Annotated in this window: 13 protein-coding genes; 4 read left to right on the forward strand and 9 right to left on the reverse strand. The window is 52.9% G+C overall.

Annotated features, from left to right (window positions below; translation table 11 throughout):
• Positions 1-109: 109 nt before the first annotated feature.
• From metQ to metN, 3 genes are read right to left on the reverse strand one after another with little or no spacing between them, the layout of a single operon-like run.
• The gene (gene metQ / locus FCN78_RS04140) at positions 110-925 is read right to left on the reverse strand and encodes a methionine ABC transporter substrate-binding lipoprotein MetQ (RefSeq protein WP_069361056.1); all 816 of its coding nucleotides are present in this window, start codon (positions 923-925) and stop codon (positions 110-112) included.
• Between the two features lie 46 nt (positions 926-971).
• Positions 972-1658 (reverse strand): methionine ABC transporter permease, encoded by a 687-nt coding sequence (locus FCN78_RS04145; protein ID WP_069361055.1) that lies wholly within the window; start codon positions 1656-1658, stop codon positions 972-974.
• Entirely contained in the window at positions 1648-2682 is a 1035-nt protein-coding gene (gene metN / locus FCN78_RS04150; RefSeq protein ID WP_077520233.1) for a methionine ABC transporter ATP-binding protein MetN, read from the reverse strand. The genes FCN78_RS04145 and metN overlap by 11 nt, the downstream gene beginning before the upstream one ends.
• Positions 2683-2929: 247 nt before the next feature.
• Here metN and FCN78_RS04155 point away from each other — a divergent pair, with 247 nt between their 5' ends.
• On the forward strand, positions 2930-3568 hold the full coding sequence (locus FCN78_RS04155; protein ID WP_077456717.1) for a LysE family translocator: 639 nt from the start codon (positions 2930-2932) through the stop codon (positions 3566-3568).
• Between the two features lie 7 nt (positions 3569-3575).
• Here the strand turns inward: FCN78_RS04155 and FCN78_RS04160 are convergent, their stop codons facing one another.
• From FCN78_RS04160 to FCN78_RS04170, 3 genes are all read right to left on the reverse strand, one after another.
• On the reverse strand, positions 3576-4715 hold the full coding sequence (locus tag FCN78_RS04160; RefSeq protein WP_077658833.1) for an amidohydrolase: 1140 nt from the start codon (positions 4713-4715) through the stop codon (positions 3576-3578).
• Between the two features lie 129 nt (positions 4716-4844).
• Complete coding sequence (gene pta / locus FCN78_RS04165) at positions 4845-6992, reverse strand: phosphate acetyltransferase (protein WP_077600122.1); 2148 nt, start codon at positions 6990-6992, stop codon at positions 4845-4847.
• A 105-nt stretch (positions 6993-7097) separates the two neighbouring features.
• A complete protein-coding gene (locus FCN78_RS04170) occupies positions 7098-8294 on the reverse strand; it encodes an acetate kinase (RefSeq protein ID WP_069361050.1) in 1197 nt (398 codons plus the stop codon).
• 355 nt (positions 8295-8649) lie between these two features.
• Here FCN78_RS04170 and yfbV point away from each other — a divergent pair, with 355 nt between their 5' ends.
• Positions 8650-9099 (forward strand): terminus macrodomain insulation protein YfbV, encoded by a 450-nt coding sequence (gene yfbV / locus FCN78_RS04175; protein ID WP_046073658.1) that lies wholly within the window; start codon positions 8650-8652, stop codon positions 9097-9099.
• A gap of 117 nt (positions 9100-9216) precedes the next feature.
• Here the strand turns inward: yfbV and FCN78_RS04180 are convergent, their stop codons facing one another.
• From FCN78_RS04180 to FCN78_RS04190, 3 genes are all read right to left on the reverse strand, one after another.
• On the reverse strand, positions 9217-10185 hold the full coding sequence (locus FCN78_RS04180; protein WP_077658834.1) for a ChaN family lipoprotein: 969 nt from the start codon (positions 10183-10185) through the stop codon (positions 9217-9219).
• Positions 10186-10200: 15 nt separating this feature from the next.
• Positions 10201-11028 carry a 23S rRNA (guanine(745)-N(1))-methyltransferase gene (gene rlmA / locus FCN78_RS04185; RefSeq protein WP_077658835.1) on the reverse strand — a complete coding sequence of 276 codons (828 nt, stop codon included), beginning with the start codon at positions 11026-11028 and terminating at the stop codon, positions 10201-10203.
• 130 nt (positions 11029-11158) lie between these two features.
• Positions 11159-11659 (reverse strand): YfbU family protein, encoded by a 501-nt coding sequence (locus tag FCN78_RS04190; protein ID WP_077456705.1) that lies wholly within the window; start codon positions 11657-11659, stop codon positions 11159-11161.
• A 200-nt stretch (positions 11660-11859) separates the two neighbouring features.
• Between FCN78_RS04190 and FCN78_RS04195 the strand changes: the two genes are divergently transcribed.
• Together FCN78_RS04195 and FCN78_RS04200 are read left to right on the forward strand one after the other, a co-directional pair.
• Positions 11860-12507, forward strand: coding sequence for an energy-coupling factor ABC transporter permease (locus FCN78_RS04195; protein ID WP_077520338.1), 648 nt, complete (start codon positions 11860-11862; stop codon positions 12505-12507).
• Positions 12508-12655: 148 nt separating this feature from the next.
• Positions 12656-13846 (forward strand): MFS transporter, encoded by a 1191-nt coding sequence (locus FCN78_RS04200; RefSeq protein ID WP_077456703.1) that lies wholly within the window; start codon positions 12656-12658, stop codon positions 13844-13846.
• The last annotated feature ends 26 nt before the right edge of the window (positions 13847-13872 follow it).

Consider the following 13872-nt stretch of genomic DNA (forward strand, 5'->3'; position numbering starts at 1 on the left):
GATTAAAAAACGCCACAGTTACTTCACCAGTCACTGTGGCATTTTGTTTAGCTATCGATACTCGTTAGCGTCGAGGCGTTCGTCTGAGCGAACATATTGTGACGCTAGCTTACCAGCCTTTTACCACCGCGCCGTCAAAGACTTCCATTGCGGCGTTATAAACCGCGTCAGTTTGGTAGGCTTTAACAAAGGTTTTCACGTTTTCAGCGTCGACGTTGTCTTTGCGCGCCACAATCAGGTTCACGTAGGGTGACTCTTTGTCTTCAACAAAGATGCCGTCTTTGTTTGGCGTTAGGCCCACGCCGGCGGCAAAGGTGTTGTTGATGATAGCCAAGTCTACGTCTTCCAGCGAGCGAGGCAGTTGTGGGGTTTCTAGCTCGATGATTTCTACGTTTTTGGGGTTCTCAACGATATCCAGCTTGGTGGCGTTGATGCCTGCGCCTTCTTTAAGCTTGATGATGCCTTGTTGCTCAAGCAATACCAGTGAACGGCCTAGGTTCGATGGGTTGTTTGGCACGGCAATTTTACCACCTTCTGGTAGATCCTCGACGCTATCTAGCTTGTAAGAGTAGGCCGCAATCGGATACACAAAGGTGTTGCCAGCAATCGCGAACTCATAGCCACGATCTTTGATTTGTGCGTCCAAGTAAGGTTTGTGTTGGAAAGCATTCACGTCGACTGAACCATCGTCCAGTGCCGCGTTCGGCGAGACGTAATCGGTAAAGGTGATTAGCTCTACATCAAGGCCGAGCTTTTTCGCTTCTTTCACCGCGTGTTCAGCCACTTGTGCTTCTTCGCCGGCCATCACGCCCACGGTGATGCTGTTATTATCGGTCGCGGCTTGTTCTTTCTCACCGCAGCCAGTCAGCACCAAGGTAGAGGCAAGGCCAAGCGTGGCGAGTAGCGTTTTAATGGTGGTTTTCATTGTCTGTCTCCCTGTTTGCAACATATTCGTCATTATTGTGTTTGATTTAGCGGTGATCGGCGCGTCGCACCAAGTAATCACCAAAAGATTGAATCGCTTGTACTAAGACCACCAGCATCACAACGGTGATCAGCATGACGGTGGTATCAAAGCGTTGATAGCCGTAGCGGATGCCCACATCTCCAAGGCCGCCGCCACCGACGGCACCGGCCATGGCCGAGTAGCTCACCAAGGTGACCAAGGTAATGGTGGCGCCATTGATGATGCCTGGCAGTGCTTCAGGTATCAGCACTTTATAAATAATCTGGAACGGGTTCGCGCCCATCGCTTTGGCCGCTTCTTCTAGCCCTGCCGGTAGTTCCAGTAACGCCCCCTCAACCAAGCGGGCAATAAATGGAATCGCGCCGACGGTCAGTGGCACAATCGCCGCCGCGGTACCGATCGAGGTGCCAACCACCATGCGGGTAAAGGGAATAATCGCGACCAGCAAGATAATAAAGGGGATGGAGCGACCAATGTTCACGACTGCGCCAAGCACCTGGTTAACTTGTGGTTGACCCAGCAAACCACCGGGTTTGGTCACATGCAGTAACACGCCTAGTGGGATGCCAATCACAAACCCCATGATGCCGGAGGCAAACACCATATACAGAGTTTGGCCGGTAGCCTCGAGGAGCAAGTTGATAAGGGCGCTGTTTTCATTAACCCATTGGGTGAGTTGATCAATCAACATAGCCAAGTACCTCCGTGTTGACATGGTGCTTGTTGAGGTAAGTAATGGCGTTTTCAACCGCCTCTTTGGGGCCCATGATCTCCGCGAGGAGTAGGCCGAATTTCACGCCACCGGCATAGTCGATATCTGAGCTTAAAATGCTGATGTCGATATCAAACAGGCGTGAGATCTGGCTGATTAATGGGTCATCGACAGTCGCACCGGTAAACTCGAGGCGCACTAACGGGTAGCTGCCTTCAAAGTATTCTTGTTGTAAGCGCTGGGCGAAATCATGCGGCACTGACAAGTCGAGGGTTGAGCGAATAAATTGTTTCGCCAAGTCGGATTTGGGGTGCGCAAAAATCTCGCCCACCGGGCCGGATTCAACCAGCTCACCGTCGCCAATGATGGCGACGTCGTCACAGATACGTTTGACCACGTCCATTTCGTGGGTGATCAGCAAAATGGTGAGGTTGAGCTTTTGGTTGATGGTTTGCAGCAGTGACAAAATCGATTGGGTGGTGGCCGGATCCAGTGCGCTGGTGGCTTCATCACAAAGCAAGACATTAGGGCTTGGCGCCAGTGCGCGGGCAATGGCGACACGCTGTTTTTGTCCGCCACTGAGGCTGGCAGGATACACATCACGCTTATCGGCCAAGCCGACCAGATCGAGCAGTTCGCTTACGCGGGTTTCTATCTCATCGCGGCTCGAGCCACTTAGCTCAAGCGGTAGGGCGATATTGTCGAAAACGGTGCGTGACGAAAGCAGATTAAAGTGTTGGAAAATCATCCCGATTTTACGGCGCGCTTGGGTCAACTGGCGGCTGGGTAGCGCGGTGAGGTTTGTCCCACCCACTTTGACTGAGCCGCTGGTTGGGCGCTCGAGCAGGTTAACCATCCGGATCAGGGTACTTTTCCCAGCACCGGAGGCACCGATCACACCAAATACTTTCCCCTTGGGAATAAATAAGTTGATGTCATTAAGGGCATGAATTCGGCGCTCCCCGAGTTCGAATACCTTGTTGAGGTTGGTTATCTCAATCATCACATGTCCTTGGCGAATAATTTGATCACAGCAGACTCACTCAGCGGCTTGTGCCACATTCTTGCTGTCGCTCTGGTTATTGATGCTATGAGTTAGTCAAAATTAAGTCAATGGATATTTTTACTTCTGGACGTCTAAATGGCAATAAGTCCAATCGCTTGGTTATAAACTCAACAGTCAGCTTGATCTCAAACGATAAAGGGCGTTTACTAGAGGCCCCTGTAGTGCTTTGTTCTGATTACGCTTTATGCCAACTGCTTTGATTGATACCACCATGCTTTCCTTGTTTATCCCGACCTTTTTCCTCGTCTCGGTGACGCCTGGGATGTGTATGACCCTCTCGATGACGCTGGGAATGACCATCGGGGTTAAGCGTAGCCTGCATATGATGTGGGGCGAGTTAATTGGCGTGGGGCTGGTGGCGATTGCCTCGGTGATTGGAGTGGCGGCGATGATGCTTAATTATCCGTCTATCTTTCAGGTTTTCAAATACGTCGGTGGTGCCTATCTGGCGTTTATCGGGGTGCAAATGTGGCGATCTCGCGGGAAAATGGCCATTCCTGAGGAGGATGACGCTAGCCCCAGTGAAGCGTCTGCGTGGTCCTTGGCGGCCCAAGGGTTTGTCACCGCGATTGCTAACCCGAAAGGCTGGGCGTTTATGATCTCACTGTTGCCCCCGTTTATTAATCCTAAATTAGCGCTGCCTAGCCAGTTAAGTGTGCTGGTGTTGATTATTCTGCTGACCGAGTTTAGCTGTTTGATGCTGTATGCCAGTGGCGGTCGCACGTTGCGCCAATTTCTGCAGCAAAGAGGCAACGTGCAATTACTCAACCGTGTCGCGGGCACCTTGATGGTGGGTGTTGGCGTTTGGCTGGCGCTGGGGTAGGGCGTGATTAGCCTGTGATGCAGCCGTGATGCTCAGCGACCAACGCGGTAAAGAGCGCTTTGGCGGTGGGGAGGATCGCATCTGGGAAATCATAATCAGGGTTGTGCAGCTGTGGATGATGCTCACCACTGCCAATGCCAAATAACGCCCCTGGCCAACGAGCAAGAAATTCGGCCACATCCTCCGACCAACGCATGGGCTCGGTGAGCCTGTGAACGGCTAACCCTAACGACTGCGCGGCATTGACCACATGCTGCGTATGGTGCGTGCTGTTCTCGGCCGCGATAAAGGGCTCATGCCAGCAAACACTGACCGTTAATCCTGCCCGAGCCGCCAGCGTGTTCACTTTGTCGATTAAGTCGGCCTTCATGGCGTGAAAGCAGGCGTTGTCATCACTGCGTAACGTGGCCATCACGGTCGCCTGGCCGGGGGCGACGCCGTAGGCAGGCTCTCCTAACTGGGCGTGAACCAAGGTGACGAGGCTGTTGGCGTCAGGGTAGGCGTCGGGCAGTTGTGTCAGGGTATGCAGCACGCCTGTCATCGCACTGGCAGGGCTGATCCCACGCTCTGGGTAGGCGGCATGAGAAGTTTTTCCGTACAACTCAATAGCGACTCCGGTCGAGGCACAGGCAAAGGTACCGGGGCGTACCACGATTTGATGCTGACTAAAGCCGGGGAGATTGTGAAAGGCGTAGACGTTATCAATCTGCGCGTTGGTAAGTGCGGGGGACTCGCACATACGCGCTGCGCCTTCGCCGGTTTCTTCGGCAGGCTGAAAGGCGAGCAGCACAGTGCCACGAGCGGGTGGCGTGTGGCGAAGCTCGGCGGCGACGGCCAGCAACGCCGCGGTATGACCATCGTGGCCACAGGCATGCATCACGCCTGAGTGCTGGGAACAATAAGCCAGTGATCCAGGCTCTTCAATCGGCAGCGCATCGAAATCGGCACGTAGCAAGGTGGTGGGCCCTGGTGCCGCGCCTTGAATGGTGACCAGGATCCCGTGACCGCCGACATCAGTGGCAGGGTGAAAGCCAAATTGCCGCAACTGGGCAGCGATAGTGCGGGCGGTGAGGGCTTCGTGGTTAGACAGCTCAGGGGTTTGGTGCAGGGTATGCCGTAGTGTGACGGGATCGAATTCGTTAGCCATCTTCGACTCCAAAACCAGAATGGATACGCCATGCTAGATCGCGTTGGCATGTAACGTTGTGAACGCAAACGCAAAAAAGCCAGCAACGGGTGCTGGCTTTTGTTTTATCTCGACAGGGCGTTGTGCAAATTACACTTGGCCGTTGTCTTCCGCTTGTTTCGCTTGGATAGCGGTCAGTGCCACTGTGTAAACAATGTCATCAACCAATGCGCCACGCGACAGGTCGTTCACCGGCTTGCGCATGCCTTGCAGCATTGGACCGATAGACACCAGCTCAGCAGAACGTTGTACCGCTTTGTAGGTGGTGTTACCTGTGTTCAAGTCTGGGAAGACGAACACGGTCGCTTTACCGGCAACCGGTGAATCCGGTGCTTTCGACTTAGCCACATTTTCCATGATGGCCGCGTCGTATTGCAGTGGGCCGTCAATCACTAGATCAGGGCGCTTCTCTTTGGCAAGACGGGTGGCTTCGCGAACTTTATCTACGTCAGCCCCTTTGCCTGAGCTACCGGTCGAGTAAGAGATCATTGCCACGCGCGGCTCAATACCGAATGCGGCGGCAGAATCGGCTGATTGAATTGCGATTTCAGCCAGTTGTTCTGCGTTTGGATCCGGGTTAATCGCACAGTCACCGTAAACCAGCACTTGCTCAGGCAGCAGCATGAAGAAGACCGACGACACCAAAGAGGCGTTCGGCGCTGTCTTGATGATCTGCAGCGGTGGGCGAATGGTGTTAGCCGTCGTGTGCACGGCACCGGAAACCAGACCGTCGACTTCGTTGGCTTCTAGCATCATGGTACCCAGTACCACTGTGTCTTCCAGATGCTCTTGCGCAATCACTTCGGTGATGCCTTTGCTCTTACGCAGCTCAACCAAGCGGGCCACATATTTGTCACGCGCTTTCACTGGATCGATGATTTCGACACCCGCGCCCAGGGTGACGCCTTGCTGATCGGCAACACGTTTAATTTCTTCTGGGTTACCTAAAAGCACACACTCAGCAATTTTACGCTCGGCACAGATAGCGGCGGCCTTGATGGTGCGTGGCTCGTCACCTTCCGGCAGCACAATGCGTTTGGCGGCTTTACGCGCAAACTCGGTGAGCTGATAACGGAAGGCCGGTGGGCTGAGGCGACGCTCGCGGTTAGAGCCAGAGCTTAGTGACTCAATCCAGTTGCCATCAATGTGGCTGGCTACATGGTCGTTCACAAACTCAACACGCTCTTTGTCGTCAGCCGGGACTTCGAGGCTGAAGCTTTGCAGGTTGAGCGAGGTTTGCCAGGTGTTCCCTGCAGTGGTGAACACCGGTAGGCCCGTTTCAAAGGCACGATCACACAGTGCTTTGAGCTGGTCAGGGATGGCATAACCACCTGTCAGCAACAAGGCACCGATTTCTACGCCGTTCATCGCAGCTAGACACGCGGCGACGATCACGTCAGGGCGGTCAGCCGAAGTCACGAGCAAGGAGCCTGGGCGGAAGTGTTCAACCATATTAGGGATTGAACGCGCACAGAAAGTAATGCTCTTGATGCGACGTGAGTGAATTTCGCCTTCGTTGATAATGGTGGCGTTCAAGTGCTTGGCCATATCGCTAGCACGAGTGGCGATCAGGTCGATTTTCCATGGCACACAACCCAGTACACGGATTGGGCTGGAGTTGAAAATCTGCATCACTTCAACGTTGGTTGGACGTGCGCCGTCCGCTTCGTCAAAGATTTCTGACAGATCAGGGCGGGTGCGGCCAGCATCATCCACAGGCGCATTGAGCTTGTTGATGATCACGCCAGAGATATTGCCGTTTTTGCTGCCGCCAAAGTTGGTGCAAGCAAACTCGATACGCTCTTTTAGCTGGGCTGGGTTGTCGGTACCTGGTGTGGTGACAAAGACAATTTCTGCATCCAGCGTCTTAGCAATCTCGTAATTGATTTGGTTGGCAAACGGATGGTTACGCGTGGTAACCAAGCCTTCAACCAATGCCACTTCGGTGTTTTGGGTGGCGTGTGTGAAGCGTGCAAGTACTTCTTCAAGCAACACGTCTTCTTGATCAGAGCGCAGCAGATTTTCGGCCTGGTTCATCGACATTGACTCGGCGACTTTCATATCACTGTTGGCGTGAATGATTTCCGTCGTCAGGTCTGTCACATCGGTGTCGCTACCGTGATGTGGCTGGGCAATGGGTTTAAAAAATGAGACGCGAACGCCTTTACGCTCCATCGCTCGCATGACGCCGAGGCTGACACTGGTCAGGCCGACGCCGGAGCCGATTGGGATTAGCATAATAGTACGGGACACGTTGACTTCCTCTCACTATCTGATTGGCGTGCCGGACAGGCCGGCACAAATATAAAAACGGCTGAGTGGAATCAGCCGTTGGGAATGGTCTTACAGGCCAGTTAGGCGCGCAGTGTCTTGCGCAATGACCAACTCTTCGTTGGTTGAAATCACCATCGCAGGTACACGGCTTTCGTCTGTGGTAATCACGCCTTCGCCACCAAAGCGGGCTTTCAGGTTGCGCGCTTTGTCGACATCAACACCCAGTAGCGACAAGCGCTCAAGTACTAGTTCGCGGATTGGACCTGAGTTCTCACCGATACCGCCGGTAAAGACAATCGCATCAAGACGGCCGTCTAGGGTCGCGGTGTAGCTGGCTACGTACTTAGCAAGGCGGTGACAGAACACATTCATTGCGCGAGTGGCTTCTTCTTTCTCGCCATAGTTGTCTTCGACAAAGCGGCAGTCAGAGGTCACTTCGGTCAAGCCTTGCAGGCCAGACTCTTTGGTCAGCATGGTGTTGATTTGCTCAACGCTATAGCCCAGTGCATCGTGCAGGTGGAAGATAATTGCAGGATCTAAATCACCAGAGCGGGTGCCCATGACCAGACCTTCCAATGGGGTCATGCCCATTGAGGTGTCGACGGATTTACCGTTTTTAATCGCACAAACTGACGCGCCGTTACCCAGGTGGCAGTTAATGATGTTGACTTCATCAACAGGCTTGCCAAGCTGCTCAGCGGCGGCGTTAGCGATAAAGTAGTGCGAGGTACCATGCATGCCATAGCGACGGATGCCGTGCTCTTTATAAAGGTTATAAGGCAGCGCATACAAGTAGGCTTCTTCTGGCATGGTTTGATGGTATGCCGTATCGAATACCGCCACGTTTTTCAGCGCTGGGAAGGCTTTTTTCGCCGCTTCGATACCTACGATATGGGCTGGGTTGTGCAGCGGTGCAAAGCTGGCTGCATCGTGGATCCCTTTCAGTACATCGTCCGTAATTAATGCTGACTGAGTAAAGTGCTCACCACCGTGAACAACGCGGTGGCCGATGGCACCTAGGTTCTCGGCAAGCTCAGGCTTAGAGGCAAGAATGGTATCAACAATGAAGTTCAGTGCTTCATTGTGTGCGGCACCTTCGCCGAGTTGGGCTTCATGCTTACCGTCCATTTTCCACTTAATGCGGGCTTCTGGGAGGTGAAGGCATTCGGCTAGACCGGTAAGATGCTCATCGCCTGATTGAGCGTCGACAATGGCGAACTTCAAAGAGGAGCTTCCGCAATTGAGTACGAGAACCAGCTTGGACATGTATGACTACCTATGTTTCGTAAGACAGAGTGTATTGAACAAAAAGGATAGTGGACAAACAGAGACACTACCTTTTTAAAAAAAGAATTATCTCATGCGTTGTCGCGGGGAAGAACCATCTTTATCCGTCCTGGATAAATGAACGCTCCGTCGAATACAACCAGATTAGGTTGCGAGACAATCGAATCCGAGCAACAATGATAAAGTGCGCTAAGGATAGCGGGACTTGATACAGATAACAAAAATTTTTTGAGCAATACTGGTTAATTTTGAAAGTTTTTAAACAGTTTGTTTAATTTTTATTGTAAAAGTTGAGTGACAGCGAGTCGAGTCACACTGAGTAAGTGAGGTAGGTATGACAACGAATAAGTCAATCTGGCGCTGCCTGCAAGACGGTCAGAAGTACATGCAGGAATGGCCAATGAGAAAGGAGTTGGCACCGGTTTTTCCCGAAAATCGAGTGATCACCATGACTCGTTTCGCGATTAAAGTCATGCCTGCCGTGGCGGCAATCAGTGTATTGCTGCAGATGTCGGCCAATAATGTGCAAGGGCTACCGCAAGCGGTGATTGTGGCCTTATTCGCGTTAAGCCTGCCGGTGCAAGGTTTGTGGTGGTTGGGTAAGCGTCGTGATACGCCTCTGCCGCCGGCGCTTGCGGGTTGGTATCGCGAGCTGCATCAAAAGATCACCAGCGAAGGCCATGCGATGCAGCCCATTAAAAGCCAACCTAAGTACAAAGAGCTTGCACATGCGTTAAGCCGCGCGTTTAAAGTGGATCGCGCCGCGTTGGAGCGCTGGTTCTAACAGACACGCGGCGTCGTCGCGATCGAATAGCTATCGACTAGGTATAGAGAAGAATCGACAAAAAACGCCGACCAGTTGGTCGGCGTTTTTTGTCTGTGGAAAAGCGTGAGCGCTGAGCTATTTGGTTACGCGCTTACACTGCGCGTCACCTTGCCCCTGCATTTGGCTCACCGCTTGACGCATTTCATCCATCGACAGCCAACGCTGTGGCATGGGCAGTACGTGCAAGCGCAAGTCTGGCGCGTCGTCGCTCAGCATGGCTTGGTCGCTCACCGCGGTGATCAGTGCAATGCGCAGTTCAGGGTTGCGGGCGTGAATTTGTGCGGCGGTTCCCAACCCCTCAGCCACGTGAAAACGCCCGGCGACATGCACAATTTGGCTGTTGGGGTGAGAGTCATGATACGCGACGATGCTTTCGGCCATGGTGGCATCCCACGCAAGCTGAGCGGCATATTGCGCGTCTGTTTGGCTGGCGCTGCCATGGTGCATATTGGCCTTAAACTTGCGCTTATAGGCAGAATCTTGGGTATCTACGGTGTCAGCAAACCAGCTACGCTGTTGCTCGGACAGACTATCCAGGTAGGACAAACCTTGTTGACCAATACAGCGCACCAGTCGCTTGGGGGCGTTGGCAGCAATCACCTCGATTTGACGTTGCTTGGCCAGCTCAATTAAGGGGCGGTAGCTGCCGTCATAGTTATCCCAGGCATTGGCCTGTCGTTTTAACGTGTCTTCGCCTATCTCGCCAGCAAGATATTGGTTAAGGACTGGCTGTGCATCGCGACTGAACTGCTCCATCGACAGGGCCACCGAATGCTCTGAGGCGAGCTGACTGAGTAGTTCAGTTTGAAAGCGGTGTACACCAGGATGGCCGTGCCACTCGCCAATAAGCACCACATCGGCATCCGCAACTTGAGCGGTCACTTGGGTCAGGCGCAATGGCTCGCCGTTTGCGCGGGTGACTTGGTAGTCAAATAAGGTGGCAAGCGCATCGGTTTTCGCATGGAGCGCTGAGCTAGTGAATGCGATGCAGGCTGCGGCGAGCAAGGTATTGATGAGACGAACCGATACACGACCTTGTTTCATGGCTTTTCTCCTTGGCTATGATTGCTCTGCGGCGTGATGACGATATACGCGCAGGGTGAAGTCGGCGTCGCACTCAAAGGCCTCGCTGTTGGCTAAGGTGTCACGCCACTCATCTGATGCGCGCCAAGCAAAGGGCGTCATCTGCAGTAGCGTGAGGGCTTGCTCGCCGGCTAATGTCATCGGGTAATGTAGTGAGTGCTCACTTTCCAGCTGGAAGCCTGACAATGACTCCGGTGGCGTTTCGTGTAAGCGCACTTCTTGATAGATACCGGCTTTTAGCTGAAATAGATGACGTGGACCTGGCGTGACCGTCACTACCACGCCGCCAGGCTTAATCACGCGATCTAACTCTTCACCGTTACAGGGCGCATAAATGCGTACCACACCATCAAGGCTGTTGTCGGCAAACGGCAAGCGCTGGGAAGAGGCGACCGAGAACTGACACTGTGGATACCATTTGGCCGCATAACGTACCGCCACTTTGGCAATATCTAATCCGTGTACCGACCATTGTTGCGCTGCGGTTTGATCGGCAATTGCGTGGGTGTAATAACCTTCGCCACAGCCCACGTCTAAGATGGTTTTGTGCTCGCCATCGAGCGCTTGGGTGAGGGCGTCAATCATCGCTTGGCGCATGGGGGCATAATGACCGGCATTTAAAAACGCCCGACGGGCTTGGGTCATGGCTTTATTATCGCCCGGATCTTTAGAGCGCTTAAATTGTACCGGAAGCAGATTGAGGTAGCCTTCTTTGGCGCGGTCAAATTGGTGATTGTTAGCGCAATAGGCGCCACGTGACCTAGCTTGCAGGGGCTGTTGGCACAGCGGGCATCGATAAATCATGGTTGTTCGGTGTGTTAGCGTGAATGGGCTTAAGGGTACGGGCTTGCGAGGCGTTCGACAAGCGCGGCGCGAGCAAATTAAACAGCCGCCTGGTGGGCGGCTGGCAATAAAGAGGGTTGCTTGCTCTGGTTTAGGCGGCGAGGATCTGCTCAATCTCGGTTAAGCTTAAGTGGAATTGGCGCGGGCACTCACGCCACACGTTCAGCATGCGACGGTACTTTTCCAGCATGGGCATTTGGCTGTTAAAGCGGTGCTCGCCTTGATCAAATTGCGGATAGAGCCCCTCTGTATCGACAAGAAAGCGGACATAATGCACTAAAGCACCTTCAGTGGCGGCGTCAAAGCCCCAGAACTGCACGCGACGTGGTGATAAGGCGGCTTGGTTGGCGTCGTCCAGAAGGTTGTAAGAGGCCTGTATCGCATGGTGCATTTCCATGATATCGATGATCTCACGGCATTGGGTTTCACATAACGCCTCGAACTGGCTGATCACTTCCGCCATTTGCAAGCCGTAACCGCGCTCAATAATGGTTTGTAAGCGGCGATACTTTTCGCTATTAGAGGGATCGAGGTGGCACATTAATTGGTATTGATTAGATAAAATCAGACGTTGTGCAGGGGTCATATCCATCGCGGTTGGCCTCTTAACTTTCAAATGTACAATAGTCGTTCATCAATTGATGAGGGAATAAATAAAGACTACCACCTCAATGAGGGGGAAATCTTGATCTGAGCTATGTCCGTAGCACGTTTATCACCCGCTAGTGGTTGTGTCAGTCAAAGGTATAAAAGGTCAGTGACTAGGGATTGAATATGTTTGAGTTCGCCGAAATGAGCGGTTGGCAATGGGGCGGCTGGTTATTGTGGGCAGCGGTGCTGTATCGGACCTACCCACCAGAGTTTTTCGCTAAGCTGCGCCAGGAAACCGGGTATCAGCATTTGGCGTTTTCCTCCGCGGTGGTGTTGTTTGCGCTGTGGGCGCTCCAAGCGGGGATCAAAGAAGGCCTGGATATCCACTTTTTAGGCGTGACCACCTTAGCCTTGTGTCACGGCTGGCGCATTGCCATTTGGATTGCCACTGTGCCATTGGCGTTGATGGCGGTGTTTGGTTTTGTTCCCGTTGCTGATGTGGGCATGACCGCATTGACCACGGCCGTGCTACCTATCACCTTTAGTTATGGCATTTTCGCGCTCAGTTACCACTATTTAACCCGGCATTTGTTTATTTACATCTTTATCGCTGCATTTATCGGCGCGGCGCTCACGATAGTGTTCCAGCTGTCAGTGACCTCGTTGTGGTATTGGTTAGCCGATAGGCACAGCTGGCAAGAGATTGTGCATAACTACCTGCAAATTGCGCTACTGATGTGGTTCCCTGAGGCGCTATTAAACGGTATGGCAGTGACGGTGATGGCGGTGTACCGCCCGCATTGGTTGCGTACCTTTTATGACCGTGAGTATTTATCGCCAGAGCGTTGATGGCAAAGCCTTAGGCGTTTACAGGGTATATCGATTAAATTTTCTTATTGAGACGAACAAAAAAGTTCGCTGTATTTATTCTGGATAATGGTACATATTTGCGGCCCCGGCCGTCCGTGCCACTTATCTGAGAATTGAACAAACTGTCATGAACAATCTATCCTCTGCACAAAATGGCAGCGGCGTAGCCCTGTCTGTGTTTCCATGGGTGCCACTAGTGAGCTTATCGGCATTTGCGGTCGCGAGTGGTTACTTGATGAGTTTGATTCCATTGGCGTTAATGCCGCTTGGGATGCCAGCGGAATTGGCCGCTTGGCTGGCGAGCGCCTTTTATGCGGGACTATTGTTCGGTGCTTTGTGGAGCGCCCGTATCGTTGCGCGTATGGGGCATCGTCAGGCATTAGTTTTGTTTATGAGTGTGGTGTTGCTGTCTATTGCCGCGATGGCAACGATCAAAGCACAGGGCGTATGGCTAGTGTCACGATTTGTGGCCGGTATCGCGGTCGCAGGCGTGTTTGTCACCATTGAGTCATGGTTACTGATCGCGGATTCTGATCGTCAGCGCGCCAAGCGTTTAGGCTTTTACATGGCAGCCTTATATGGCGGTAATGCCTTGGGTCAGTTGGGCGTCGGTTATGTCGGTGTGACAGGGGCCCAGCCTTATTGGTTGATTGGTAGCTTGGTCACGGCAGCGATTATCGTGCCCTTATTTATGCGTCATGGTGAGCCATCGCAGGCGATGATGGGCGCTGTTGAACACTCGGGCACCTTAGGAGCCATTCGTAAAGCTGCCTATATTGCCTGTATCGTGTCGGGGCTCACGTTAGGCGCGATCTATGGGTTATTACCCCTTTATCTTGCTGAACGTGTCGACGATCACCAACAGATTGGGGCAATGATGGCGTTAGTCATTATGGGCGGCATGGGTGTTCAGCCGTTATTGGGTGCCATCTCGACGAGAGTCAATCGAGTCCTGTTGATGTTCTATTTCTGTGTGGTGGGATTGCTTGCCGTGGCCACCATTACACTTGCTAACAGCAACGTGTGGCTTGGTGTTGGACTCGTGATGCTTGGTAGTGCCGTGTTTGCCATTTATCCTACCGCGATTGCTTATGCGTGTGCCACGTTGGCACCGGGGAAAATTGTCGCGGCCACTGAGGCGCTTCTCCTCGCGTACAGTGTTGGATCCGTCAGTGGTCCGGTATTCGCGCAGCAAGCATTTTCGGGTGAGCAAGGATTGATGATGTACTTAGCCAGTTGTTTGCTCAGTACGGCGGTGTATATGTGGGTCGCTTACTTAAGAGGACGCCGGCAGATGACTAACTGGAGTGCCGCCTGACAACGGCGAGTGCGAAAAACAACACG

The organism is Salinivibrio kushneri (assembly GCF_005280275.1).
GTDB classification, from domain to species: Bacteria; Pseudomonadota; Gammaproteobacteria; order Enterobacterales; family Vibrionaceae; genus Salinivibrio; species Salinivibrio kushneri.